This is a genomic window from Paraburkholderia sp. GW821-FHT02A12 (assembly GCF_059422005.1).
Genome location: NZ_JBWKWA010000002.1, coordinates 177079 through 203630, shown reverse-complemented (window position 1 = coordinate 203630; position 26552 = coordinate 177079). Strand labels below are relative to the sequence as shown.

16 protein-coding genes and 1 pseudogene are annotated in these 26552 nt (G+C 61.9%); 8 read left to right on the top strand and 9 right to left on the bottom strand.

Annotated elements, in window-relative coordinates:
* Positions 1 to 86 precede the first annotated feature (86 nt).
* A complete protein-coding gene (locus AC07WT_RS22105) occupies positions 87 to 464 on the bottom strand; it encodes a hypothetical protein (protein WP_492591320.1) in 378 nt (125 codons plus the stop codon).
* Between the two features lie 657 nt (positions 465 to 1121).
* On the opposite strand from AC07WT_RS22105, the gene AC07WT_RS22100 reads away from it, so the two are divergent.
* Complete coding sequence (locus tag AC07WT_RS22100) at positions 1122 to 3344, top strand: hypothetical protein (protein WP_494948596.1); 2223 nt, start codon at positions 1122 to 1124, stop codon at positions 3342 to 3344.
* Here AC07WT_RS22100 and AC07WT_RS22095 read toward each other — a convergent pair whose 3' ends face one another.
* The gene (locus AC07WT_RS22095) at positions 3345 to 4277 is read right to left on the bottom strand and encodes a LysR family transcriptional regulator (RefSeq protein WP_494948595.1); all 933 of its coding nucleotides are present in this window, start codon (positions 4275 to 4277) and stop codon (positions 3345 to 3347) included.
* A gap of 482 nt (positions 4278 to 4759) precedes the next feature.
* Here AC07WT_RS22095 and AC07WT_RS22090 point away from each other — a divergent pair, with 482 nt between their 5' ends.
* From AC07WT_RS22090 to AC07WT_RS22070, 5 genes are all read left to right on the top strand, one after another.
* Positions 4760 to 5530 (top strand): putative hydro-lyase, encoded by a 771-nt coding sequence (locus AC07WT_RS22090; protein WP_494948594.1) that lies wholly within the window; start codon positions 4760 to 4762, stop codon positions 5528 to 5530.
* A gap of 32 nt (positions 5531 to 5562) precedes the next feature.
* Complete coding sequence (locus AC07WT_RS22085; protein ID WP_494948593.1) at positions 5563 to 6867, top strand: MFS transporter; 1305 nt, start codon at positions 5563 to 5565, stop codon at positions 6865 to 6867.
* Between the two features lie 27 nt (positions 6868 to 6894).
* Positions 6895 to 10563, top strand: a complete 3669-nt coding sequence (locus AC07WT_RS22080; RefSeq protein WP_494951005.1) for a hydantoinase B/oxoprolinase family protein — start codon at positions 6895 to 6897, stop codon at positions 10561 to 10563.
* 574 nt (positions 10564 to 11137) lie between these two features.
* On the top strand, positions 11138 to 11932 hold the full coding sequence (locus tag AC07WT_RS22075; protein WP_494948592.1) for a winged helix-turn-helix domain-containing protein: 795 nt from the start codon (positions 11138 to 11140) through the stop codon (positions 11930 to 11932).
* 36 nt (positions 11933 to 11968) lie between these two features.
* Entirely contained in the window at positions 11969 to 12157 is a 189-nt protein-coding gene (locus AC07WT_RS22070) for a hypothetical protein (protein ID WP_494948591.1), read from the top strand.
* Between the two features lie 41 nt (positions 12158 to 12198).
* Here AC07WT_RS22070 and AC07WT_RS22065 read toward each other — a convergent pair whose 3' ends face one another.
* A complete protein-coding gene (locus AC07WT_RS22065) occupies positions 12199 to 13872 on the bottom strand; it encodes a YopJ family acetyltransferase (protein WP_494948590.1) in 1674 nt (557 codons plus the stop codon).
* A 606-nt stretch (positions 13873 to 14478) separates the two neighbouring features.
* The gene (locus AC07WT_RS22060) at positions 14479 to 15402 is read right to left on the bottom strand and encodes an SAM-dependent methyltransferase (protein WP_494948589.1); all 924 of its coding nucleotides are present in this window, start codon (positions 15400 to 15402) and stop codon (positions 14479 to 14481) included.
* A 366-nt stretch (positions 15403 to 15768) separates the two neighbouring features.
* On the opposite strand from AC07WT_RS22060, the gene AC07WT_RS22055 reads away from it, so the two are divergent.
* Entirely contained in the window at positions 15769 to 16986 is a 1218-nt protein-coding gene (locus AC07WT_RS22055; RefSeq protein ID WP_494948588.1) for a GGDEF domain-containing protein, read from the top strand.
* A gap of 285 nt (positions 16987 to 17271) precedes the next feature.
* Here the strand turns inward: AC07WT_RS22055 and phaP are convergent, their stop codons facing one another.
* Positions 17272 to 17634 (bottom strand): TIGR01841 family phasin, encoded by a 363-nt coding sequence (gene phaP / locus AC07WT_RS22050; protein ID WP_494948587.1) that lies wholly within the window; start codon positions 17632 to 17634, stop codon positions 17272 to 17274.
* Between the two features lie 230 nt (positions 17635 to 17864).
* On the opposite strand from phaP, the gene AC07WT_RS22045 reads away from it, so the two are divergent.
* Positions 17865 to 18203 (top strand): hypothetical protein, encoded by a 339-nt coding sequence (locus tag AC07WT_RS22045; RefSeq protein WP_494948586.1) that lies wholly within the window; start codon positions 17865 to 17867, stop codon positions 18201 to 18203.
* A 60-nt stretch (positions 18204 to 18263) separates the two neighbouring features.
* Here AC07WT_RS22045 and AC07WT_RS22040 read toward each other — a convergent pair whose 3' ends face one another.
* From AC07WT_RS22040 to AC07WT_RS22025, 4 genes and pseudogenes are all read right to left on the bottom strand, one after another.
* Positions 18264 to 18482, bottom strand: a complete 219-nt coding sequence (locus AC07WT_RS22040) for a hypothetical protein (protein ID WP_492591331.1) — start codon at positions 18480 to 18482, stop codon at positions 18264 to 18266.
* A 1321-nt stretch (positions 18483 to 19803) separates the two neighbouring features.
* Positions 19804 to 24033 carry a two-partner secretion domain-containing protein gene (locus AC07WT_RS22035; RefSeq protein ID WP_494948585.1) on the bottom strand — a complete coding sequence of 1410 codons (4230 nt, stop codon included), beginning with the start codon at positions 24031 to 24033 and terminating at the stop codon, positions 19804 to 19806.
* A 152-nt stretch (positions 24034 to 24185) separates the two neighbouring features.
* On the bottom strand, positions 24186 to 25772 hold the full coding sequence (locus tag AC07WT_RS22030; RefSeq protein ID WP_494948584.1) for a ShlB/FhaC/HecB family hemolysin secretion/activation protein: 1587 nt from the start codon (positions 25770 to 25772) through the stop codon (positions 24186 to 24188).
* Between the two features lie 574 nt (positions 25773 to 26346).
* Positions 26347 to 26546: pseudogene (locus AC07WT_RS22025) on the bottom strand (helix-turn-helix domain-containing protein); the annotation flags it as partial.
* Between the last annotated feature and the right edge of the window lie 6 nt (positions 26547 to 26552).

Here is a 26552-nt window from a genome sequence, read left to right as displayed (position 1 = left end):
CGCAAAAATAATTGATCCGGCACTGCGCGCGGTCACGCGCGCCGCGGATGCGGGAAACTCGCGCGTCCGCGGGTTTCGCCTGGCAGTTACCTTACATTTCGGCTGGCTTGCGCGTGCATACCGCAAGGCGGCACGAAAGCCGCGCCGTCACGTCCACACATTTCGAAGTACAGCATGCCGGGCGGATGCGTGTCGACAATCTGAAATGCACCGCTGCGATTGAAAACGATCACATGCGCGATGAGGCTGATTCGCACCGAGCCGTCCACATGGTGAATCGCCGAGTCGTCGGTGAGCTCCGGTACGCGCCAGCCGCCGAGATTCGCGCGCGCCATGGCCTTGATGATTTCGGCGCGCGCCTCTTCGATAGTCGACGGCGACGGGCTGATCTTGCCGAGTTCGTAACGCAGGCGATGCAGCCGCTCGCGCGTTAGCGGCGTGCGCATAAGCTTCGGGCGGTCCATCGAAAGTTGCTTGCAGTGCGCGGTTGTGGACTTCAATTCTCCCAAGCCACGACCGAACTTCGCCTTGGGATGTGCCGGGACTCGTGCGATGTTTGCGTCGCCGGTTGTGTCGCCGCTTGTTGACAATGCGAGCTCAGCAAGCGCCTGAACACCGCTTTGCGCCGATATTTTCGACATGGTGACTTCTTCAGCTTCGATCGGGTGGCGCATACCGTACACGAAGATGCGAGCCGCGCGGCGCGGGACAGCGAAGTTGTTTCCCGCTTACCGAAGCGTCGGCGCCAATCTGCCGATCACCATCGTTTTGCGCGGCGAGGCCGGCAGCACTGCGACAAGGTGCGAAGCCCCGATGCGGCAGCCATCTGCACGACGGCGTGCCGCACATCGAACGTCGTTCTACAGGACCTGGATCATTTCGCCCCCGTCGCCGCATATTCGGCGCATCTCTTTGCTCGCGGATCGCCGTCGAACACAATCGGCTCGTCATAGACTCATGCGTCGCGTGATCCTGGAGAGCGACACAGCACATCGCTCGCAAGCAAACAATCGCAACCCTTCTGAACGCGCCGAGCCATTGCGCTTGCGTGCAGCGTGTTACGGTTTTCTCAGGGTTCGCGCGACAGCATCGGTCAACCGCCGCCCGATCAAAGGATGCATATGGTTCTGCCGATTCGATCCCCACAGCGACCTCACGACGTGCTGGAGCAGGAAGCCGCGCGAACCGGCGCGCAGACGCCCGCGCAACCGGGACGTCGGTTGCGCGCCGCCGCGAACCCGTTAATTGCCAGCTTGCCGTCGCGTTCGTCGGGGGCCGAAGGCGCGTCATCGTCTTCGACCGAGGCGACGCCCGTCGCGCAGCAACGGCCCGAACACGCAGGCCGTGCCGCCGTGCTTGCAGCGCGGCAACGCGACATCGATGCGGTACTCGCGTTCGCCGATGAGATCCGTGAGCTCGAGGCTCAGTTGCTCGCGCTAAAGTCGCCCGCGCAGCCCGATGCACCTGATGGACCCGATGCCCCGACCATGTCGCAAGCCGAAGTGCAGCAAGCCATTGCGCGACTCGAAGCGCGCGGCGACATCGCCCAGCGCACCGTCGACGCGCTCGGCAAACAGTGCGAGCGGGCACGTACGGTTGTCGAAAAGCTGAATGCGTCGCTGGAAGAAAAATCGAGCCGCCTCGAACAATTGCATGAAGCTCGCACCGCCGACGCACGCCCCACGCCTCGTGCGTCGCAAGCCAGCACGAGTCGCAGCGAATTGCGCGCCGCGCACTCGCAGCGTATCGCCGCGTTGGGGCAGCAAGTCGATCTGTTGAAGAGCAGCCGCAAGAAGGCGGCGCGCGAGGCGGAAGTCGTCGCGAGCCGCGATACGCTGCGCGCATTGGGAACGGTCGGCACCTTCGAGTCGATAGACCATGTGAGTCCCGAACTGGTGACCAAGGTCACCGAATGGCTGCGTGGCCTGCAGCCCGCGCAGGGCCGGCCGTCACGCCGTCCGCCCGATCTCGAGCGCCAGCTTCAGGAGGCCGTCGCCGCCGCGTTCGATCACATCGCGCAAAGCGGTGCACGACCGGGAGCGGACCCGCAGGAAGCGTTGCAGGCGTTCATGGCGCTCGTCTCGCACCCTCGGCTCAAGCCGTTGTACCCCGCCGTCGAGCGCCTGCTGGTAGAGGATTTCGGCCGCAGCTTGCGCGTGTCGACGGTTGGGAGGCGGGTGGGCAAAACGATGGACCAGATGAACGCGGTTCGCCGCTTGCTCAACGTGTCGCCCGCGCAAATCGCAACGCGCGCGGTGCTTCAGGTGTTCAGGAACGCCAGTGCCAACCTGCAAGCCGCCGTACAACGGCAGTCGCGCGGCGTGATGTTCGGCGACGTAAAACTGCTCGGCCCGGAAATCGCGCACACCGCCGAACAGGTCGCCACCGTGTTCGCGCAGCTCACCGAGCATCGCGCCGCGTTTCAGGCCATGATCGAGGCGATGGAAAAACAGTTCACGGGGATCATGAACATCGACGACGTCGAAGCGATGGGCCAGCGCGTGGCGCCGAAACTCGACGCCTATTACAAGGGCAAGATCGCCGAAGCGAGCGCCGAGCGCAACAGGCTCACGCGCGAGGGCGTGCCGAGCGCGAAGGCAAGCGAGTCGGATACGGTCGGAGCAAGCGCAAGCGGTGTCGATATCGACCAGCTGGAAATTCGCATCGGACGTCTGCAAGGCGAAATACTTCAATACGCGCAGCAGCATAAGAAAGAGTTCGAGCACTATGCGAAGCTCAGCGCGCGTCACATGACGGTATCCGACGAAGTCGAGGACATCGGGCAACAACTGTCGGCTCATCGCCAGACGCTGAAGGATTTGCGTGATGGAGGCAAAACCCGGATGCGGCAGCGTACTGCTCGCGGCAATCAGAGCGAACCGATCGAAAACCGTCTCGGTGAACTGTGGGACAAAGTCACGCGCGAACCGGCGCTATTGCGAGTGATCTCGCGCGGCGCGCTGGAACGCGTGATCAAGGTACACGTCGGGCAGACATCCGAGCAGATGCACACGCGGATGAGCAAGGTGATGCGCACGGGCACCTTCGTTTCGCGTGCCGGCGTGCTGCGCGTGATTGCCGAAGTCGCGCGTCATGAAATCGCGCAGCCTCAGTCGGCGCTGCTTGCGCAAGATCGCGAAGCGTTCGAGCGCATTGCGCAAGGCTATCCGCGCGGGCGCATCGACGCGCTCTGCCATCATGGCCGGACGATCGGTCACGGCGTGCGCAACAGTGCGCGCGGTGTCGAGGAATCGCGTACTGGCACGAGCCAGTACGCGCTCGATTGGGTACACGGCGAGGGCGCGCGGGTCAGCCATTTGCATCCGTGGATATCGCCGTATTGATCAAAGTGCCTCGACCAGGTCCTTGCGTCGCGACTGGCAATATGCGGAGCACGCAAGCTGCGCGGCATTCGCCGCAGCATGAATCATCGGACTCGCGTTCACCGGCTTACAAATCGACACGATGATCGGCGGGGGAACGGGTTTGAGCGGCAACTCGATGAATTCACCGCTCTGCAATGCCTCGATGACAAACAGGCCGGGAATGGCCGCCACGCCATATCCGTCCCGGACCAGCTGAACGATCGCGGCCACGGAGGGCGAACAGGTGATTCGCGTCTGCCCGGCCGGCATCCCGAGTTGCTGCGCCAGCGCATGAACAATGCTCTCGAGGGCCACTTGTGGCGCCGTCCCACGCCCGAAGGTCAAAACCGGGCGCTCCAGGACCCGCAGCGCGAGCCCTTGGGCACGCTTGGACAGCAAGCCCCGTTTCGCGATCCAGCGAACCGGATAACTTGCGATGGCACTCGAAACAATCTTCGTACTATCGATGCCCTCGACCCGTATCGCAATGTCCAGATCGCCACTCAGCAAGCGTCGTTGCAGCACTGAACTCGAATCGACCGTCAGGTCTACTTCGAGTCCCGGAAAACTCGCATTCAACTGGGTGATGTAATGCGCGAGCCAGCTATGCACCACGGTCTCGATCACGCCCAACCGAAGCTTCCCGCCAACCACCACTTCCTGACCCGCCGCCTCCCGCAAAGCGCGCACAGCATTGACGACATTCTTTGCCGGCCCAAGCAGATTCTGGCCAGACGGTGTCAGCCGGAAGGTTGTTGTGGAACGGTCGACGAGTTCAGTCTTCAACTCGTCTTCCAGTGAACGGATGCGCAACGAGATCGTTGCCGGTGTCGCGTGCAGCACACGCGCCGTGGCCCGAAAGCTCTCCAGCTGGGCCAGCGTCACAAACGTTTCGAGAAAGCGCGTGTTCATCTCGCGAGACGCTTCGCGTATGGACCCGTGCAAGCAAAGGCGTCACGTAGGGACATCGATAGATCGGTGCTCATGGCCAGGGTATTCGCGGCTTTCGTTAGATCAAATGGTTTCGGGACCGGTTTCGGGACCCATACCGTCGGCAAATCCCTTCGGCATTCCCGGTCAGCAGTATGAACCTTAACAAAAAGCCCGAGTTACACCACGGAGAATTGCTTGTCTTGCGGTACTTCCAAAAGGAAATCCGGTGCGTGGCACGAGTGACGGCGCCCTCGCCGCATCGGCCTGAACAGCGCGCCAATGCTTGCTACCAGGACGTACCCGAGGTTTTCCCGCGACACGGAGCCGAGCACCAGCTACGTAAAAACCCGCATGAAATCGTTAAAAAAAACCTAACACTGGCGGCACGGATTACTCGCTGGCACAGCTTTTTTTTCGGTTCTAACCTGCACCCCATCGAACTCACGAATGGAATCGCAGCCATGCCGCACACCTTTCGCCAGCAAGTCCGCAGCAAGGAATTTTCCGGTCCGACGGCCGGTTATTGCGGCGACTTCGCGCAGGCCAATCTCGCCATTCTTCCGCGCGCCCACGCCGAGGATTTCATGCGCTTCTGCCTGCGCAATCCGAAAGCATGTCCGCTGCTCGCCGTGGGCGAACCGGGGCAATTCGATCTGCCGATGCTGGGCCGCGACCTCGATATCCGCACCGACGTCCCCGGCTACAACGTCTATCGCGAAGGCGTGCTGTGCGAGCAGCCCGCCGATATCCGCGAAGTATGGCGCGACGATCTCGTCGTGTTCGCCATCGGCTGCTCGTTCTCGTTCGAGCAGATGCTCGCGCGCGAACGCATCCCGCTGCGCCACATCGATGAAGGCGTCAACGTGCCGATGTACCGCACCCGCCTTCCCAATCACGCGGCGGGTCCGTACGGCGGCCACCTCGTCGTCTCCATGCGGCCGATGAGCGGCGCCCATGCGATTCGCGCCGTTCAGGTCACGAGCCGGTTTCCGTCGGTGCATGGTGCACCGGTGCATATCGGCCATCCTGCAGTGCTCGGCATTGAAGATCTGTCGGCTCCGGATTTCGGCGATCCGGTGTCGATCCACAAACACGAACTGCCGGTCTTCTGGGCCTGCGGCGTGACGCCCCAGAGCGCCATCGAAAGCGCGCGGCTGCCGTTCGCCATCGCGCATCGGCCTGGCCACATGCTGGTCACCGACATCCCCAACGCATCGCTCGCCGTGTTCTGACGCACGGATTCGCCACATCTCAGGAGAAACACATGAACACGGAAGCGCAATACGCAAGCACGCCAGTCGACGACGGAATAGTCGACGCCGCGAGCCGCGGTATGTTCGGCTGGTATCGGCATACCAATGCCAGCGAGCGGCGGGCATTCTGGAGTTGCAAGACCGGCTATGCACTCGATGCGATGGACACGCAGTTCCTTAGCTTCGTGATTCCGACGCTGATCGCCACGTGGAGTCTCAGCAAGGGCGAAGCCGGCCTGATCGGCACAGTCACGCTGCTGACTTCCGCGCTCGGCGGCTGGGTCGCCGGCATCCTGTCCGACCGCATCGGCCGGGTCAAGACGCTGCAAATCACCATCGTATGGTTTGCCTTGTTCACGCTGGTGTGTGCGTTCGCGCAGAACTACAGCCAGCTTCTGATTGCGCGCGGTTTGATGGGCTTCGGCTTCGGCGGCGAATGGACGGCGGGCGCCGTGCTGATCGGCGAAGTGATCCGGCCGCGCGACCGCGGCAAGGCGGTGGGCATGGTGCAAGCGGGCTGGGCCATCGGCTGGGCAGCGTCGGCTGGTCTCTATACGCTGGTGTTCTCGCTCCTGCCCGGCGATATCGCGTGGCGCGCGTTGTTCGCACTCGGTGTTCTGCCCGCGCCGTTTGTGATCTTCATCCGCCGTTTCGTCGAGGAACCCGAAGTCCATCAGCGGCAGAAGCAGCGCGAGACGGAAGCCGGCAACCGGAGCTCGTTCTTCGAAATCTTCGGACCCGGCATCTGGCTAACGACACTTCGCACTGCGATCCTCGCAACCGGCACGCAAGGCGGCTACTACGCAATCACAACCTGGCTGCCGACGTACCTGAAGACCGAACAGCACCTGAGCGTGGTCGGCACGGGGAGCTATCTCGCGGTCATCATCGCCGGCTCGTATGCGGGTTATCTGTGCGGCGCGTATCTGAGCGACCGCTTCGGCCGCAAGCTGAACTTCATCGCGTTCTCGATTGCTTCGATGGCGATCGCTCTGCTGTACACCCTCATGCCGATGAACAATGCCATGCTGCTCGTGCTCGGCTTCCCGCTGGGATTCTTCGCATCCGGCATCTTCGCCGGGATGGGCGCGTTCATGACCGAACTCTTCCCCACGCGGATCCGCGGCTCAGGTCAGGGCTTTTGCTACAACTTTGGCCGCGCGGTCGGTGCGACCTTCCCGTTTCTGATCGGTTTTGTCGCGCAAAAGATGGCGCTGGGCACCGCGATCGGCATCTTCGCCGCGGCCGCCTACGGTGTCGTCATTCTGGCCGCGCTGACGCTGCCGGAAACGCGCGGCGCGCAACTCAAGTCGTGAGAACTTCCTTTGTTACCGGAGCTTCGTCTGATGGACCAAACTGAAAACCCCGTACCCCGCGATCGCCGCTGGCAATTCTGGATCGACCGCGGAGGCACGTTCACCGATATCGTCGCCCGCCGTCCCGATGGACGGCTCGTCACCCATAAGGTGCTTTCCGAGAATCCCGAGCGTTATCGCGATTCCGCCGTGCAGGGCATTCGGGAATTGCTGGGTATCGCGGCGCATGAGCCTGTACCGGCGCATCTGATCGATAGCGTGCGGATGGGCACGACGGTCGCCACCAACGCACTGCTCGAGCGCAAGGGCGCGCCGACCGTGCTCGCGATCACGAAGGGTTTTGCCGACGCGCTGCGGATCGCCTATCAAAGCCGTCCGAAGCTGTTCGTGCGCAACATCGAATTGCCGACACTGCTGTATGAGCGAGTGGTGGAAATCGACGAGCGGATCGGCGCCCGCGGCGAAATGGTCCGCGAACTGGACGTCGAGCAGGCTGTCGTCGCCTTGCGACAGGCCTACGACAGCGGGATCCGCTCCTGTGCGATCGTGCTGATGCATGGTTATCGATACACCGCGCATGAGCGCAAGCTCAAGGAGATCGCGCAGGACATCGGTTATACGCAGATTTCCGTGAGCCACGAAGTCAGTCCGCTGATGAAGCTGGTCTCGCGCGGCGATACGACCGTTGTCGATGCGTATCTGTCGCCGATCCTGCGTCACTACGTTCGGCAAGTCGAAAGCGATCTGGGCGCTGTGCCGCTGCAGTTCATGCAGAGCAATGGCGGCCTCACCGATGCTCACCGCTTCCAGGGCAAGGACGCGATCCTGTCCGGCCCTGCCGGTGGCATCGTGGGTGCGGCGCAGGTGTCGAAGCTAGCGGGCTTCGAATCGATCATCGGCTTCGACATGGGCGGCACGTCGACCGATGTGACGCACTATGCGGGCGAGTACGAGCGCGAGTTCGCCACGGAAGTGGCAGGCGTTCGAATCCGTGCTCCGATGATGAAAATCCATACTGTCGCCGCTGGCGGAGGCTCGATCTGTACATTCGACAGCGCGCGTTTCCGGGTCGGCCCCGAAAGCGCCGGCGCGAATCCTGGGCCGGCGTCGTACCGGCGCGGTGGCCCGCTGACCGTCACCGACTGCAACGTGATGACAGGCAAGATCAACCCGCGCTGGTTCCCACATGTGTTCGGCGCCGAAGGCGATCTGCCGCTGGACGCGGAAGTCGTGCAGCGTAAGTTCGTGGCGCTTGCGGTGCAGGTCGAGGACGCGACGGGCGTCGCGCGCTCGCCCGCAGAAATCGCCGAAGGGTTTCTGAGGATCGCCGTCGAGAACATGGCGAACGCGATCAAGCAGATCTCGGTGCAACGCGGCTACGACGTGACGAAGTACACGCTCGCCTGCTTCGGTGGCGCAGGCGGTCAGCATGCGTGCCTCGTTGCGGATGCGCTCGGCATGACGCGCGTCTTCATCCATCCTCTTGCGGGCGTGCTGTCGGCATACGGCATGGGCCTCGCCGATGTGCGCGCGTTGCGTCAGCAGGCCGTCGAGACTCGACTGGATGCGGCATCGCTCGCCGCCTGCGAGGAAGCACTTGCGTCCCTGGGAGCGGCGGCAGAAAGCGAAGTCACCCAGCAGCCCATTGCGGCGGACTGCATCACGCTGCGCCGCACACTCCACATCAAGTACGACGGCACCGACACCGCGCTCGAAATTGAATTCAGCAACGACGCGCCGGCCATTGTCGCGACGTTCGAGCGGCTCTACCGTGCACGTTACGGGTTCCTGATGCCGAACAAGGCGCTTGTGATCGAAGCGGTCGCAGTGGAGGCGATCGGACAGGCGCACGACGTCGAAGATGAACAGTGGCCGCTCGCCGACAGCGCTTCGGCGAACCCTGAACCGCTCGCTACGACACGTATGTTCTCAGGCGGTGAATGGCACGACACGCCCGTCTTCGATCGCGATTCGCTGGCGCCCGGCGCATGTATCGACGGACCGGCCATCATCAGCGAAAAGACCGGAACGACCGTGATCGAACCGGGCTGGCAGGTTCAGGTCAGCAGGCACAACCACCTGGTGGTCGATCGTACGACCGCGCTCGTGAGCCGTCATGCGATCGGCACCGAATCCGATCCGGTATTGCTCGAAGTGTTCAACAACCTGTTCATGTCGATTGCCGAGCAGATGGGCGTGACGCTTGCGAACACGTCGTACTCGGTCAACATCAAGGAGCGCCTCGATTTCTCGTGCGCGCTTTTCGACGCCGGCGGCAATCTGATCGCCAATGCTCCGCATATGCCAGTCCATCTCGGCTCCATGGGCGAAAGCGTGCAGACCATCATCGAGCGCCGCGCGGGCACCATGCAGCCAGGCGACGTCTATTTGCTCAACGCGCCGTATGGAGGCGGCACACATTTGCCGGACGTGACGGTGGTGATGCCGGTCTTCGTTGAAGAGCACACCGCTGCGACGTTTTACGTCGCAGCGCGCGGCCACCATGCGGACATAGGCGGGATTTCGCCGGGCTCGATGCCACCGGACTCAACGCACGTCGATCAGGAAGGCGTGCTGCTCGATAACGTCCAGCTGGTCGCACAAGGCTGCTTCCTCGAAGGCGAAATGCGCGAGCTGCTCACCTCGGGCCGTTATCCGGTTCGCAACGTCGAACAGAATATGGCTGACCTGCGGGCGCAGGTCGCGGCGTGCACCAAGGGCGCGCAGGAGCTTGACAGAATGTGCGCGCAGTTCGGACTCGACGTGGTGCGCGCGTACATGCAGCACGTGCAGGACAACGCCGAGGAAGTCGTGCGACGAACGCTGTCGGTACTCAAGGACGGACGCTTCGAATACGAACTCGACGACGGCGCGAAGATCGTCGTCGCCGTGTCGATCGACCGCGAGACGCGTTCAGCCGTCATCGATTTCGAAGGCACGAGCGAGCAGCAGCCGAATAATTACAACGCGCCGTCCGCGATCTGCAAGGCGGCCGTGCTGTACGTGTTCCGCACGCTGGTCGACGATGACATTCCGCTGAACGCCGGTTGCCTGAAGCCCTTGGACATCCGTATTCCCGCGGGCTCGATGCTCAACCCGCGCTATCCGGCGGCGGTGGTCGCCGGTAACGTCGAGACGTCGCAAGTCGTGACCGATGCGCTCTACGGCGCGCTCGGCGTCATGGCGGGCGCTCAGGGCACGATGAACAACTTCACGTTCGGCAACGAGCGATACCAGTACTACGAGACCATCTGCGGGGGCGCCGGAGCGAGTGCGTCGTCCGCAGGCTGCAGCGCGGTGCAGACACATATGACGAACTCACGGCTGACCGACCCGGAAGTGCTCGAGTGGCGTTTCCCGGTTCGCCTTGATGACTTCCGGGTGCGCCAGGGCAGCGGCGGGGGCGGTCGATGGCAAGGCGGCGACGGCACCGAGCGACGCGTCCGTTTCCTCGAGCCGATGACAGCCGTCATTCTCTCGAATCGCCGGCGGGTTGCGCCGTTCGGGATGGCGGGCGGATCGCCCGGCAAGGTCGGCGTCAACTGGGTCGAACGAGCCGCTTCGCCGTCGCGTGAAACCTTCGGTGCGCGTCATCAGGTCCAGATGAATGCCGGCGATGTGTTCGTGATTCAGACGCCTGGCGGTGGTGGATACGGAACTGCGCCCGAGGTGCCTGAGGTGCCTGAGGTGCAATAGGCCCTGGATCCAGCCTCGCGCCGCGCGGGGCTGGACATCCCGGTGACGTTGCGAATTCGCATCGGTCGAGGCTTTTTTCGAGGTGATGCGCGGCCGTCACGCGAGCCGACCGACGAGGGATGCGAGGGCCATCACATGCGTCTCCAGGGGCGAAAAATCCGATGTCAGGAAGGGCGGTTTCTTTTGTCAGCACATACTGAACGTCCAGTCAGGACATGCCGATACGGCCGCCGCTATGCACCGTGGCTGCGGGGAATCAGCGATATCCGCGTGCATGTCATACGGCGAGGGGCGCCAGCAAGCGGTCCGACAATTTGCGCTGGGATGCATCCGGCATCGCGCCGGGTGGCACTTACGGAGGCAGAGACTCGATGCGATGCGGTGAAGGATCGCGCGGCAAGCGCGATCGACGGGGCAGCCGGCAACGGCTGGTCGCACGGAAAAGTCCAGGGAACATCAATGAGCGCCCCTGCTGAAGGGGGATTCTGGAGCGGCACTAACTGTGCCGTCCCCGGGAACAATTGAACCGGCCTGCGTGAACGATTCGTCGAGACCCGGCCGACCAGGAGAAAACGTGCGATTCGCCCTCGTGACCGAAGACCCTGTATTGACCCGTGATCTGGCCGGGTGTTTTGCCGGCGACCCGATTGTGGTCGAACCGTTCAACGGTGACCTGCCGCTCATGCGCGCAATGCGCACCACCGTGTACGACCTCGTGTTGATCGATGCAAAGAACAGTTCGTTGCTGCTCGATTCGTTGCTGTCATGGCGCAGCTGCAACGCGGATGTGTGCACGCCGGTCATCGTCCTTACGCCGTTCGCGAACTGGGCAGCGATGCTCGGGTGGATCAACGCCGGCGCCACGGATGTCGCCTACCGCCATGACCTGGAACAGGTGCGTCTGCGCGCACATGTCGCGCTTCAGCGCGCAACTCATCGGACCGGGTCCGACACCATCGAATTAGGCAGCTACGTGTTGAGAAGAGACGTCGGCCTGCTTGCTCTTGATGGCGTCGAGATGCCCCTGACGCCGCGCGAATTTACGATGGCCTGGCTGTTCTTTTCGAATCCAGGCAGGTTTCTGAGCCGGGCGCAGATCGCCAGCAGCGTGTGGGGTTCATGCGAGAACGTAGCCTCACGCTCCATTGAGCAGCACATCTACAAGCTGCGCAAGAAGCTTCGCCTGTCGCCTGCATCCGGTCTGAATCTGAAGACCGTTTACGCGCTCGGCTACAAACTGGACCCCGCCACGTCCATCAGCCAGCCAGACGATAAACAGGCAGGCGCGTCGGCACCTCGCACGGCGCGATCTTCGCGGGGAATCCAGTCAGACGCCGGGGAACAGGCCGCGGAAGCCGCCAATGCCTGAACGCCACTCCAGCCCAACCTGGCAAACGAGAAGGGGATGACGATGGATATTATCGAAATCGCGAAGAGAGCCGGTATGCAGGTCCTGCTCGACGCACAAATCGGCCGCGAGACTTACCACAGCGTGTGCGGCTCGCTGTCGTCGTTACAGCGCTTCGCAGATGCCGTATGTGCGGCCACTTTGCAGTCGACGGTACAGCCCGACGCCGAAGAACATACAAAGTAGCGGCCCGCACCTGCGCGGCATGGCATCGTCGGCGCGCAGACTCAATCGGCCGGGCGCTTCGAATCAGGCGAGCGCTTATGATGGTCCACGGCAGCGCGGTACATCTCAATGTCGTCGATGAGCATATCGGCGTCGGCCATCGTATTACCCGCGTCCGACGTTGCGCGATAGTCCGGATCGAGCAGTGCGACACCGTCGCGAAATCTCGCCTCGATCGGGTCTGGCCGACTGCCCGCCTCGGCAAGCGCTTCACGATGCATGGAAACGATGCCCGGAACGTCGTTCATTTCTCTGATTGCCCGAAGCGCGAATGTCGCGGAATGGGCGGCTGGCTGACGGGCCGAGATGTCCAGATGCGTCAGCCAGACCTTGCCGGAACGCGCGGGGTCCGTGCCGGCCAGCATCTGGAGTAGACGCTGGCCGAGCAGGATGGACAGACTCTGCACGTTTCCGATCGACAGAGGTGACCCGGCACCATCGAGTATCACGAGGGAGACGTGCGCGAAATTTTTCGGATCGTGACGCGCAGAAAGCGCGGCGTAGTGACCATCCAGATCGAGCGACGCGTGCCACGCGCCACCGCTTCGTACGCCGTGGGAAAGCGAGCCCCAAAGACCGTCTAAGGCTGCGCTGTCACCTGCAGCGAGCCGCCGAACGTCGATCTTATGTACGGTCAGCCGCAGTTGCGGATCGAGCGCATTGAGGCCGTCAACGAGCAGGTCAACGAATTCCGCATCCCGTGGTGCCGGCGGCGCCGTTCCTGCATCGTAAGCCTTGCGCAGGCCATCCAGGTGGGCAGACATGCCGTCTATCCGCGCAGCGCGCAATTGAGGGGCAGCCACGGTTTCGAGGCGAGCGATGGCACGCTCATACATCCGGATACGCTTCGTTTCATACGAGTCGCTGTACTCGTACTTAAGCCCATACAGCGGCCTGTGTTCCCCGAGACGATCCTTTTGCCGTGCGGGCAGGGTCTCGCCTCTTTTGTTCACAGGCTGCGCGGCAAACTCCGGACGCACTGTCAACAGATCCTGCATGCTGGACTTCAGCGTCATGTGTTTGAAGAAGCGCGGTCCGAGCAGGCTGTTATCGTAAATCACCAGCGGGGTGATCGGCTCCTGCTGCGACGCCGCTCGCGCGAGCACGTGTTCGTGCAAGCTCGCGATGTCGGGTTCGCCCGGCATTTCCCGCGCGGCGGCGATGGCGAAAATGGCTCCGCCTTCGTTCGTCCTCTGCGTTCCGGTATTCAGGCAGTGGATCGCGACCTGCGCGTGACGGGGCGTATCTTCACGTGGCCTGCCGGCGCGCGCCAGCGCATCGTTCAGTCGAGCAGCGAGCGAAGAAGCGAGCAGCCGCCAGTCGCGTGAACGAAAGTGCTTGCCCGTGCTGTCCACGACGACCATCGATAGATGCATCGGCCGTTGTGGATCATGACGCACCGAAGCTGCGACTTCGTGTCCGTCCATGCTGATGATGGCGCGCCAGCTATGGCCCGTCTCCATGCCGGCCACCGCGCGGGTGGCAAGATCGCCGAGCGCGGCGGGACGTCCTGCGAGGAGGCCGTTGTAGTCGATGCTATGCACGCTCAGGTCCAGCTTGGGATCGCGCTCGTTTTCCATCGCGACGAGCAAGTCGAGATATGGCGCGTCGCGCGAGTTCTGCAATTCGCGCATCGCGAAATGCTCGGTGTACAGTTCCGTCAGGTAGCCTTTCATTGCGATAATGCGGTGGCCGATATCGGACCGGCTTACCACAGCGTCCAGTGCTGCGCTGGTTGCTCGCGTAGGTACGCGCGCCGTCCGGCGCCGGGACGTCCGGCTTGTCGATCGCCCGCTGGAGAGGCCGGGCATGCCCAGCGGCGCCGGCCTGATTGCGCTGCTCGAAGATTCGTTATGAGCCACCGCGGCCGTCCTGTTCTCGGCGTCGGTGTTCGAATCGGCGTTGGGCACGGGCGATAACGCGCGTATTTGGACCACGGGGGTTGTCCTCCGGCTGGTGTTTCTGTAACCCGAGAGTTAGCCCTATTCACGGTCCGACCTTCTTTCGACGAAGCGAAACAGCGGGTCGTGCAGCGAAATTCTTCAGATCACGGCGCAACGCCCGCGTTCATTCGCACGGCGCGCCAACGGGAAAATTGCCTCCGGGCCTGGTGCCGTCGATCGAGTTGTCAGGATATCGAAACCCGCGAGTCAGTGCGCCGGCGAACGTGCTTTCCGATCCACCTGGAATATGCGTTTGTCCTGCATGACGGAGAATTCAACGGTCTTGTCCTAAGCAATTCGCTGGCCGTCATGCTTTGCTCACTGGCTCCTTGACACCTTTCAGGACGGTTTGCGAGCCACGACAGTCGGAAACATGCGGGCGCGGTCGTCAACGAACGTGATGTCCGCGAAGCCAGCGAGTGCGAGTTGTTCGCGAGTTTGCGTATGCGTACGGAACGCACTCCACTTCGCTTCGATCACCCGCACGAACAGCACATGCTGAAGCGCGAGCGAGGCCGGAGACACCGCGCTCATGTCCCAAGGCGATTCGGCCGACAGCACGGGTGGCGATGTCAGGAAGCTCGTGACAAGCTGGCCGCCGGGTTTGAGCGCATCGAAGAACTTACGATATAGCGTGATCACGCGTTCGTCGTCGGGCTCATAGATATTGAGGCCGTTGCTCGTCAGTACATCCGCCTCGGCATTCAGATCCATCGCCCATGCGTCAGCATGGCGCAACGACAGCCGCTGCGCGAGATCACGATCGGTAGCCAGTGCAAGTGCACGATCCAGCGCTCCTTGATCGAGATCGACGCCAAGCAGTGTGATGTCGGAATAGCCGGTGTAATCGAGCAGCAGCAAGTCCCCCATCAACCCGCACGGCACCGACGCAAGCACGAGGCCCGGCCTGAGCATCGCCTGCACTTCGCGACGAAATATGCCGAAGCGCTCGCGCGTGGCAAGTACGGCCGGCAGCTCTTCGAAGATTCGATATTCGAGCTCGGGCACCGCGCCACGCTGCAGGGTTCCTGGTTCGTAGGTCACGAGGCGGTGCGTCCAGTACGCATCGAGCCCCCGATTGGTGAGCAGGAAGCGGCCGAGTTCGAACGTGGATAACTGATCGACGAGGGCGAGTTGCTGCTCGAGAGTCGCGCCAGGCATATCTCCCCCGGCGCGTAGCCGTGCTTTGGTTGCCTCAATAGTTTGTTCGTGCGAGCGATCAGAACGGTTATCGTGGGAAATCAGTCGATCAGGGTCATTCATTAGGAATGTCGATTAGCTGGTGAGATGAGGGCATGATAATAGCTCGCTTATCGAGGTCGGCAACCTGACCATGCCAACAATTAATTTCGCTAGTGGCCGATGGTGTGGGGGCGCGGCCGATGATGATCGGTGCCGTGGTGGTGGCACATGAGCCTTCTCGGGCCACACTGGTACCATGTCGAGCTCGGAGTCGTCCCGAGCCTGGCGTCGATGATTCAAGAACGCCAGCCGTCTGCCGTAAACGCATACGAGAGCCCGCGCTCTCCGACTCAAGGCGAACAGCCTGCAGGAGCGCTTCAACATGGCCGCGCTCTCTGATGCCATCTAATCCATATCCCTGTGAGTTTCGACTTCGCGCCAATAGGTATGTTCAGCCCCGTCGCCCTCCTCGTTGTCGCAATCATGTCCAGCGTGGTGAGCATGGCGGTGTTTGGTTCGCTGCTGCACGCCGAGATACCAGGGTTGCCTCGCTGGATTGGCGCAAACGCCTTGATAGCCGTAGCGCTCGTCCTTCTCGCGCTGCAAGCGCCCGCGCCTGCACAAGTGGCTATCGTTGTCGCGAGCACATTGCTCGGGGCTGCGGCGCTCATGATGCTGCAGGGCTGTCGGGAGTTCTTTGGTCTACGGCCTTCGCGTTCGTTGGAGTACGTCGCGTACGGCGCCTTGCTGCTTGGGATTGTCTATTGGGGATACATATCGCCAAACGTCAATGCCAGAATTGCTCTGCTATCGGCGTTTCTTGCGTATGTCCGTGTGGTCATCGGCTGGATTGCGTTCAGGTTGCGGCCGCCGGGCAGACCGAAATATTGCTACCGGTTTATGTCGGGCGCGGCATTCCTCGGAGCGGCTGTCCACGCATCACGCAGTATCGCCTGTGCAGTGGGCTGGGAGCATCAGGCCGCCTTTCTGGAGCCGACGCCGCTAAACATCGCCTTCCTCGGTCTCGGCATATTGGCGCTGCCATGTCTCTCGATTGGCGTGGTCATGCTTGCTCACGACCGGATGGCCGAGCGTATGGAACGGCTGGCAAACGTCGACGGGCTGACCGGCGCGCTTGTGCGCCGTGCTTTCCTTGTCCGGGCAGAGTCATTGCTGCGTGAGGCCAGGAATTCGAAGTTGCGGCTGTCCATTGCAATTCTGGACCTCGACAAGTTCAAGGCAATCAATGACGAACATGGGCATGCGGGCGGCGACCAGGCGCTTGCGCATTTCGCCTTTACAATATCGAGCGGCTTGCGACGCGGAGATATCTTCGGCCGCCTTGGCGGCGAGGAATTCGCTGTCCTGTCCCTGTCCACCGGGCAGGTCGACACCGTTCGTCTGATGGACCAGCTTCGCGTCCGTGTCGCGGCATCGCGTCTGGCTATTCCATCAGGCGAAGTCGCGTACACCTTCAGTGCCGGCGTCGATGAGTACCATGAAGGCGACACGTTGGCGAACATGATGGGAAGAGCAGATGCCGCGCTATACGCCGCGAAAGCCATGGGCCGGAATTGCGTCGTCGGTACGCTGTTGTCCGGCAGCCAACGGGTCGAAGACGCGCAAGGCGAGAGCACGACTGAGCAAACTAACGGACCTGCGTGACAATTGCTGAGAATTGCTGAGGTTCAATTCTCGTTCTTCCCCCGTTGCTTGCTAAATTCAATGTTTCGCTGCTTTCGCGGCGCTCTCCACCGCCGGTTCAGCCGGTTCAGCCGATTGAGCCGGTTGAGCCGTCTCCAAAGTCGTTTCCGTTGCAGCGCTCACGCTATTTTGCGCAAAATCAACAGTCTGCTTCGCGGCTTTGCGCACGCTGTCGTGGGCGGTATTGGCGAACGTAATAATCTGCTTCAAGAATGCAATTGCTGCCTCGGAACTGACGGGAGCGTTTTACCCGACATTCTCGATGAACCGTTGAAACTGACGACTAGCGTCCTGGTACTGGGCATCGATAACCTCTCCCAGCTGCGTTTGCATAGTGGACGCGATTTCCACAAGCTGACGCTGGTACGTCAGGACCCGTTCCGTCGACGGCAGCGCCAGCGCAGCCTGTAAGCCAGCAGCGTTATCACCATTCGTTTTCGTCAGCCCATCCTGCGTGCGTTGGTACCAATCGGCGAACATCTCTTTTGCCGCGTCCAGATTCAGCCTGGTTAGATTTTCCCCGCCCTCAAGCATCTTGCCGGCTACCCCAAAGCTGAAGTCAAGATTTGCGTGTTGGGCTGCAGCAGCTTGCCCCGTGAAATCGCTCATGTTCGCCTCCTGAAAACGTATGTCCGACATTCAGCTTGCTCGCCAACAATGACCATCTGATGACGCTCGGGGCAGGAAAAGCTACGCTGTCGGCGCACATGTGCGAACCTGCTTTTCGTTGGACGTTCTAATATGTCCCGCATTCGAACATGTGCGCTTATAGTGGAGCCAGCGACGCCCGAGGGCGAGCTTCCTGTTCAGAACCGACGTATTTGACGGGGGACGGCAATATGGCTGCTGATTCTGGTTTGGCTTACGACCCGCACGGACAGATGCCAGGTTCATTGCTGACGCTGGTCGAATATCTCGAACTCTCGCTGGATGAGGGGGAGTGCGTCGTCATGATGCGCCACGGTACAGACGTCTGTGCTGTCTACATCGGCGACCCTTCGGATGAGGACAACGAGTTGACTGGTCACGGAACCATTGCTGCGGGCGTGGCTGACGAGATACTCGAGCTGACGCACGCCGGCATAAACCGGATAACGGTCGGCGACCAGACCTACCGGTTTGTTCGAAGCTTCACGCACATCGCTGGGGTTGGAGCAGTGATATTTGCTCCGGCGTAGGACTGCGAGCAACCGGTCATCCTGCTCGCGAGACGTCGAGAGACTCCAGCGCACAACAATTTAAACGTGGCTATCTACCCACGCTCGCGCCCAATCCAGCCCGGCATGTTGCGCTTCCTCTTCAGTATCGAAATGTCCAAGGATTCCCGACGCCTCGATAAAGTTGTTGTTTCGGGTGATAGTGCCGCTCGCCGCGTACCTCTCAGGCTGCAGGATATCTTCCTGCTGGAGGATAGCGTGGCCCCATATCGAATACCCCTTGTAGCTCTCAGCTTCCATCAGCGTGAGACCTCGGCATGGGCATGACGGGCATCGACGCGAAGGATATTCCCCTCTGGCGTTACCTGCCGCGGGATATCAAATACATCAGGAGCGAAAGTTCTCGTTGCCTGGCCGGACGGCGATTGCTTTTCAGCCGTCTTCGCGACTGCAGCGGGAGCGCGATGTGCCCGTGTCTTTACCAGATGAGGCGCGCGCCGACTATGTTTCAGCGAGTTCGGCACGCCTGTTCCTTTATGCAACCCACCCCGAGCTTCGGGCGGATTCCAGATTTCTATGTAGCGCTCGCCTGCGAACGCGGACGACGTGCATACCAGGAAAAGCAACCCGCATCCAATCAGTTTCACTATCGTTTCTCCTTGGTGATGCGCTTCAATCTGAAGCTGCACGATACATCCCCTCCGACGCAAGACCCGTCGCAACCGTCACAGTTGTGGCGGTCGCGCACAGAAAGTGCCTGTTCGGCGCTACGAAATCCCGCGCAGAGAACTGTACATCCATACAGGTATTTGCGCAATTCAATGACTGTCCTGCCACCCGCCCCGGAAGCAATAATCCACGGCCCTCGCATCTAGACGATGTTCACGTGAGTAGAGACGGCGTTTCTGGTTCCAGATGGCGCCTTGCATCGCCGTGCTCGCGCCAGGTTTTCCTGCTTGAATGCGGGGCTGCGGCACTCTATGCTCGGAGCAGCCCCGGCGACCTTGCGCCTATCTACAAGCACCGTCGCGTCGACTGGGGCCCTGTTGCGTATTCCGGTAATGTGATCGATCAGATCAACGAAAATATGGCGAACTGTATTCGTGGCCGCCGGAATAGCTCGTCGCCTGCAGCGGAGTTGAGACGCTGAGAAGTTGTCACTGTTCTGCCATTTTGGGTTTTTGCATAAAAGAAATTTATCAACAGAGCTAGTGTTTGGTATGTTTGGGACTGTTGCGTTCGGTCAAGTTTCTGGCGGCTTTCCGAGCAAAATCTGACCCTATTAATGTAACTTCGCCCGTTGCGTATTTTTGCGGGCGATCCCAGTGCTTCAGCAATTGCGTGGCGCCGCGGTTCCGTCGGCGCTTCGCGGTCCGGTGCTGGTCGACAGTATGAAAACCATAGCGCGCCCGTCCGGCGAGACGGCGGTCGCGCGATCAAGAACTTCCATAACGTACCTCGCGTCCGTGAGCGGCCTATATGGAGCCCTGCCCCGAATCCCGGCTAACTCGTTCGATGAAGCTGCCACAACGCGATAGCCCGAACCGCCCGTGGCAAGGGATCCTCCCGCCCCATCGCCGGGCCGCAACCTACGCGGCCCGTACCTCATTTCAATTCGCGATTACCACAGACGAACGGAACTGACCATCATCACCGGCGAGCCGCCCTGATAAAACGGATAGCCACCCCACATCGGCACATAACCCCAGGAATTGTTTCCTGCGTTCCCAGGAGCGCTGACCGATTGCTGATTCGCGTTTTCCGTGAGACGGCCAAAGTTCGTCGTTCCGCCCTTGACGGAGACTTTGCCACCGCTGCTGACAACGCCCGTCCAGCCGTTGAACAACGCGCCGGCAATCGATACCGGAGCATCGCTGCTGAGGATGCCCTGATTGGACACGTCGCCGCCGATAGACAGCCCGTTGACCGCCTTCATGGACGCACCAGCTTGATTGTCCACGCGTTGGGCCACCGAAATCGTGTCGGCCTGGACCGTGCCCTCGTTGGCGAACCTTCCGCCGACCGACATTTTCTGACCGGCCGTGAGCGTGCTATTGCTCTGCGCATACGTGTCGCCGCCGATCGACAGCGCGCCGTCCGCCTTCAGCGAGGCGCCGAATCCGAGCGTAGCACCGCCGGCGACCGACACCGAACCCGCCTTGACCGAGCCTCGATTGTCGAGCGCGCCGTTGATCGCGAGCTTCTGCCCTGACGCAACGGCACCGCCGTATCCGACATTCGTCGCGCCGTCGATCGACAAAGCATTGTCAGTCTGCAGCGACGCGCCATATCCGACGTTCGCACCACCGGCAATCGAAGCCGAACCGGCCTTCACCGTCCCCTGATTATCGAGGCCGCCGCCGATCGACAGGCCTTGTCCCGATGCGACGATCGCGCCGTTCCCGACATTCGCCCGCCCCTTGATTGACAAGTCGCCGTCCGCCTGCAGCGAAGCGCCGCGGTATCCGCCGACGTACGCGCCGCCGGCAACCGAGACCGAACGAGCCTGGACTGCACCCTCAGTGACAAGTCCACCATCGATCGACAGTTTCTGTCCCGCCGTGAGCGTACCGCCGCGCGTGACCTTCGCGTTGCCGTTGATCGACAGCGCGTGGTCCGCCTTCATCGATCCGCCAGCGCCGACCGTCGCGACGCCGGCGACCGAGATAGTGTCGGCCTGGATCTTGCCTTGATTGAAGAGCCCGCCCTTGATCGACAGATCCTGCTTCGCCGCGATCGTTCCGCCGTACCCCACGTTCGCGCCGCCGGCAACCGACACGGAATCGCCACGCAATGCGCCGGCGCCCAGCATGACGCCGCCGTCAATCGAAAGCGATTTGCCCGCCTCCGTGACCGAATTGGAGAACGTCCGCAACCCGTCCCGTACGGAAACGGTATCGCCTCGCACCGAACCTTCATTGAAGAGACCGCCCGCCACCGACAGCGCCCCATCCGAGCTCATGCTGCCGCGCGATCCAACGAATGTGCTGTTTTCGGACACGACATCCAGCCCGCCCGCTCCCGTGGAAATCTTGCCGTCGACAGCCACGCCGGTGAGCGCCGAGGCTCCCACGAAGCGGGCCGAATCAGCCTCCACGCTACCGGACGACGAGACGTCGATGGCGACAGGCCGTCCGTAGTCATAGCCCCATTGATCGGAGGTATATGACAACGCGTCGCCATCAATGGAGGCAGTCCCCCGATGAGCCACCGCGGTCAGCTTCCCGGCCTGGACCGCACCGTTCACCTGTATGTTGCCGGCGACGAGATCCAGCCGGTCGACATTGCTGCCGTCGAGTCCGTTGCGTTCGACCACCAGGCGGCCGTTGTTGGTGGTCAGCGCCACAATGTTGCCGTCCCTGTCGAACACGGGGTTGCCAGCGACCAGAGTTGCGCGCGTTGCGTTGACGAAGCCCGCACCGTTGGCCGTGATCCCGCTCGGATTAGCGACGATCAATCGCGCAGCCGAACCGGCGATCTCGGTGATACCGTTCAACACGGACTCGTTCGAACCCGTCACCTCGTTGAGGATCACTTTAGCCGGCGTGTTGCCAAGCTGGGCATTGCCGGCGATCCGGCCACCCAGTTGCGTCTCGACCGCGGTGCTGCTGTTGTTGAGAATCAGGCCGGCCTTGTCGACGTTGTAGTCGACGAACTTGTTGTGCGACAGACCCGCCGCGTTCGGCGCAACGATGTCGACGACCGGCGCGCCGTTCACGACCGCGGCGATGCTCGGTTGCAGTTCCACCTTCGCATCGGGCGTCAGCCCCGCCACGCGGATCGGTTCCGGCTGCGCCGGGGGCGTTACGCCCGGCGTCGGAGCGACGGGGTGAAGTTCGGCAATTGGAGGTTGCGCACCGTTGCCGGTACTGCCTGCCTGCTGCTCGACCTGACCACCGTTCACGTTTCCATTGCCGGTCTGGCTGCCGATCACCGTGGCGCCGTTGATGCCGCTGCTGCCGCTGATCGACCCCGCCGACGCCCCGTTCACATTGCCGATCTGGCTGCCGATCACCGTGCCGCCGTTGATGCCGCTGCTGCCGCTGATCGACCCTACCGACCCTCCGTTCACGTTTCCATTGCCGGTCTGGCTGCCGATCACCGTGCCGCCGTTGATGCCGCTGCTGCCGCTGATCGACCCTACCGACCCTCCGTTCACGTTTCCATTGCCGGTCTGGCTGCCGATCACCGTACCGCCGTTGATGCCGCTGCTGCCGCTGATCGACCCTACCGACCCTCCGTTCACGTTTCCATTGCCGGTCTGGCTGCCGATCACCGTGCCGCCGTTGATGCCGCTACTGCCGCTGATCGACCCTACCGACCCTCCGTTCACGTTTCCATTGCCGGTCTGGCTGCCGATCACCGTACCGCCGTTGATGCCGCTACTGCCGCTGATCGACCCTACCGACCCTCCGTTCACGTTTCCATTGCCGGTCTGGCTGCCGATCACCGTGCCGCCGTTGATGCCGCTGCTGCCGCTGATCGACCCCACCGACGCCCCGTTCACATTGCCGATCTGGCTGCCGATCACCGTGCCGCCGTTGATGCCGCTGCTGCCGCTGATCGACCCCACCGACGCCCCGTTCGCGTTGCCGATCTGGCTGCCGCTCACTGGGCCGGAGAGCTGGGTGCCATTCCAGAAGACCCGATTGCCCTGGATATTGCCGCCATTGATCCCACCGTTAATCTGGACATCTTCGACAGCCGTGACCGTGCTCCCATTCACAGAGCCATTGACCTGGATACGCTTGCCCTGGATATCGCCGCCATTGGCCGTGCCATTGATCTGGACATTCTCAACGGCCGCAATCTTCGAGCCGGATTCGCCTCGTGCGGAGCCGTTGATGCTGATCGAGTTGGCATGAAGATTACCCGCGTTGTATAGAGCGCCGTTAATCACGAGGCCTTTGTTCGCCGCGACCTCGGCGTTGGAAGCAACCACCAGCTTTCCGTCCGCGTTAATCTCGATGTCTCCCGTCAGCGCCTCGATCTTGCCGGCAACATTGACGCCGACTCCCGCGGACTTGCCCACCAGGCGGATCGAATCGGCATGCATGCCGCCGAGCGCCGAAACGTCGATCGCGACCTCAGGCAGCGCACCACCCGTCTCGGGGTCAGGAGTCGCTACAAGCAGGCCGCCTTGCAACTGCGTGCGGCCCTTGTTCGCAACTGCGTTCAGCCGCTTCGCCTGAATGTCCGCATTCACCAGCAGGCTGCGGGCGACGAGATCCACCTCGTCGATGTTGCGGGCGTCGATCCCCTTGCCCTGCACCTCGATTCGGCCATTGTCGGTCTGGAAGCCGGTTACATTACCGTCCGCGTCGAACAGCGGATTGCCCGCGACAAGCGAGGCGCGCGTCGCGTTGATGAAACTGGCGCCGTTGGCCGTGATGCCGTTCGGATTCGCGACGATCAGCCGGGCCGCCGGACCCGCAACCTCGGTGGCGCCACTCAGGACCGACGCGTTAGCCCCCGTCACCTCGTTCAAGATGACTTTGGCCGGCGAAGCACCGAGGCGGTCGTTGCCTGCGATAACGCCGCCGAGCTGTGTCTGGACCGAGGAATTGCTGTTGTTGAGAATCAAGCCCGCCGCGCCGACGTTGTAGTCGGTAAATTTGTTGTGCGAAACGCCAGCACCGTTCGGCGCAACGATATTGACGATCGGCGTACCGTTCGCCGCCGCCGCGATGCCGGGTTGATGCGCAATCGCCGCGTCGGGCGTCAATGCCGCTTGAGCGTGTGCCGTCTGCACGACGGAAAGCATAGGCATCGCCAACGCGAGCGCTGCCACGAGTTGCGAGCAGGCGAACGGCGCCGAACCTCGAACGCCTCGTTGAATGGTTTGTTTCATAGGTACCCCTGTTTCAGGAAAAGAGACTGAAAATGGCGACAAGAGCCGCCGCAATCCAGCGTGTGCATGGAGATCCGTGGATAGATGACGTGGTTACATATGACCTCCCGATGTGACCGCACACCCGGAAAGAGGGGCGCAGGGCGCCCATTTCAGAAGCGCGCGGTTAACGACAGGTCCAGCGTGGGCGTCGCGGTATGCAGCGACGCGGGTTTCTTGAGCGGCATGCCGAGCGCGACGTCATAGCCGAGCCACTTGTAGCCGCCACGTATGCCGAGCGCGGCGCCGATCAGCATGCGGCCATCCTTGAGTGGGGCACAGCCCGATACTTGCCCCGCATCGAGCGCCACATACGCTTCATTCGACGCGATAACAGGCGCCGCCAGTTCGTTGCGCCACACCCAGCCGCTCGCGGCCGCCACAGTCGAATTGCCGTCGAAGCCTCGCACCGTGTAGCGGCCGCCGATCTGCAGGTACTCCGTCGGCGGTATTGCCACCGGCGAGTGCTGCAGGAAGAACGTTCCGCGATAGCCGAAGCGCCGGGTGCCGAAACGAATCGGCGCGTCGACGGATGCGGTCGCCGTCACGATCCGATAGCGCCCATTCCAGTTCGACTGCCCGTATACGGCGCCTGGGAAGCTGCTGAGCCCCGCCAGACTCGCGCGCAGGCCGACGCCTGCATCGAGCACGATGTCCGACCACTTCTCGCGATGGCTGAATCCCATCTCGTAGCTGGTGATGTCGTGCTTGTGCACACCGACTTCCTGGCCGCCGAACCACGTATGGTCCTCGCGGCGAACCACCTTGAACTTCAACAGCCCCTTGCCGTGGCTGGATCGATAGGGCACGTAGCTGAGGCCGGCCTCGTAGCGTCGTGTCCTTCCTTCCCACGGAAACTCAGCGCCGAAATCGGGCAGCGTTTGCTTGTTCGACCACTCGCTGTAGCCGATCGAAAACGACGCATAGCCGATCGGCACGTTCCATGCAACGCTCTTCGAACGAGAGCCGAGCGTGTGATTGTCGAGATTCGCATCGTTATTGAACGTAGCGATCAGCTGATCGTAAAGATGCAATGGGGAATCGATCGCGACGATGGCGCCCAGCTGATTGCGGCCGGTCGCATCGAGACCGGCGTTGTCGGCGGTCATCACAAATCTGAAACGGCGGGCGGGGTCCGGATGCCTGATGACGATGTCGCTCTCGCCGAGCGAAGAGCCGGGCACGATATCGAACGCAGTCGCGGCCTGCCCCGGCAAACGACGAATATTCTCGAGCGCCTGATCGAGATCCCGCACGTTCATGAGCCCCCCGGTCCCAGCAGGAAACACCGGGCTCGTCCAGCCGATCCGCCCTCCTTCATCCCGAATCGCTCCCACACGGCCGGGCAGGATCTCGACGATCAGCCGGCCACTCGCCAGATCCTGATTCGGAATGGACACTTGGGAAGTGATGTAGCCTCGCGCGATCAATGCATGAGCAATCCAATCCCGCAGCACCTGCAGGCCCCGGGAACCGACGCAAGTGCCCGCCACAGGCGTTTGAGCGGGCAGCCACGGGAAGGACTCCGCGCCGCGCCAGTCGATTTCGTCGATCTTGAAACAACGCGCCTCGACTGGAAGACGAAGTTGCAAGTATTTGTCCTCTCCTGTAGGGGCGAATACGTCTGGCTGGGTCAACGCACGCTCCTTTGCGACGTCGAGCTGCTGTTCCTGATGAAGCTGTGCGCTGGCCGAAGGCAAGGTCGGTCGACTCGTTTGTGCCGTTGCGTTGAGTGCAGTTGAAGCAAAACCTGCCACACACCAAAAGCGCGCTATTTTTTTAATTTCCACAAAATTTCGGATAACAAATTAATGGTGCGCCACTACTCATGACGGTGTATGCCTGATCTGCTGCGCGACTCTGTTATCACAGACGAGCACCGCGTCCAGCTCGTCTGGCATTCGACACTAAATGCCGACGCATGACGTAACTCGTATGCACCAGACAGCGCGGCAGCGGAGCAACGTGGCCAAATCTTCGCCGCCACTACAACACGGGCAGCAAACCGCGCGACGTGCAGGAAACGGGTTGTGCAGACCTTCCCTAATGTGCTAAGGACAGAATGCGCGGATCTCATCAAGGCTGCGGGCGTGCTTCGGCAAGTCGCCCAACGGCAAGCCGAATACATGCATGCAGACCGTTTCGCCTTCAGGAAAAAGAAGCTTGCAAAAGGCGCCGGGTCCATACATGCCAGGCTCCTGCAAATCTCACAACACCATTTCGGCCTCAAAGCTCCGTTGACGCGCCCCTCCGAGATATTCAGGACCGACTACTGAGCGTCTGCGCCGGCGCCGACGCATAGCCGCGTGCCGGACACGTGTTGCGCGTGCCGGCTCGCGGCTCACGGTCGCGACCGAGCACCCGAGTGTGCGGGCCATGGCCCGCACACTCGAACCCTGCTGTCTCATGCTTGCGATCGTCATGCGTTCTTCAGGCTGAAGCTGTTGGTAAGTTCTTTTTTTGCATCGGCACATCCTACA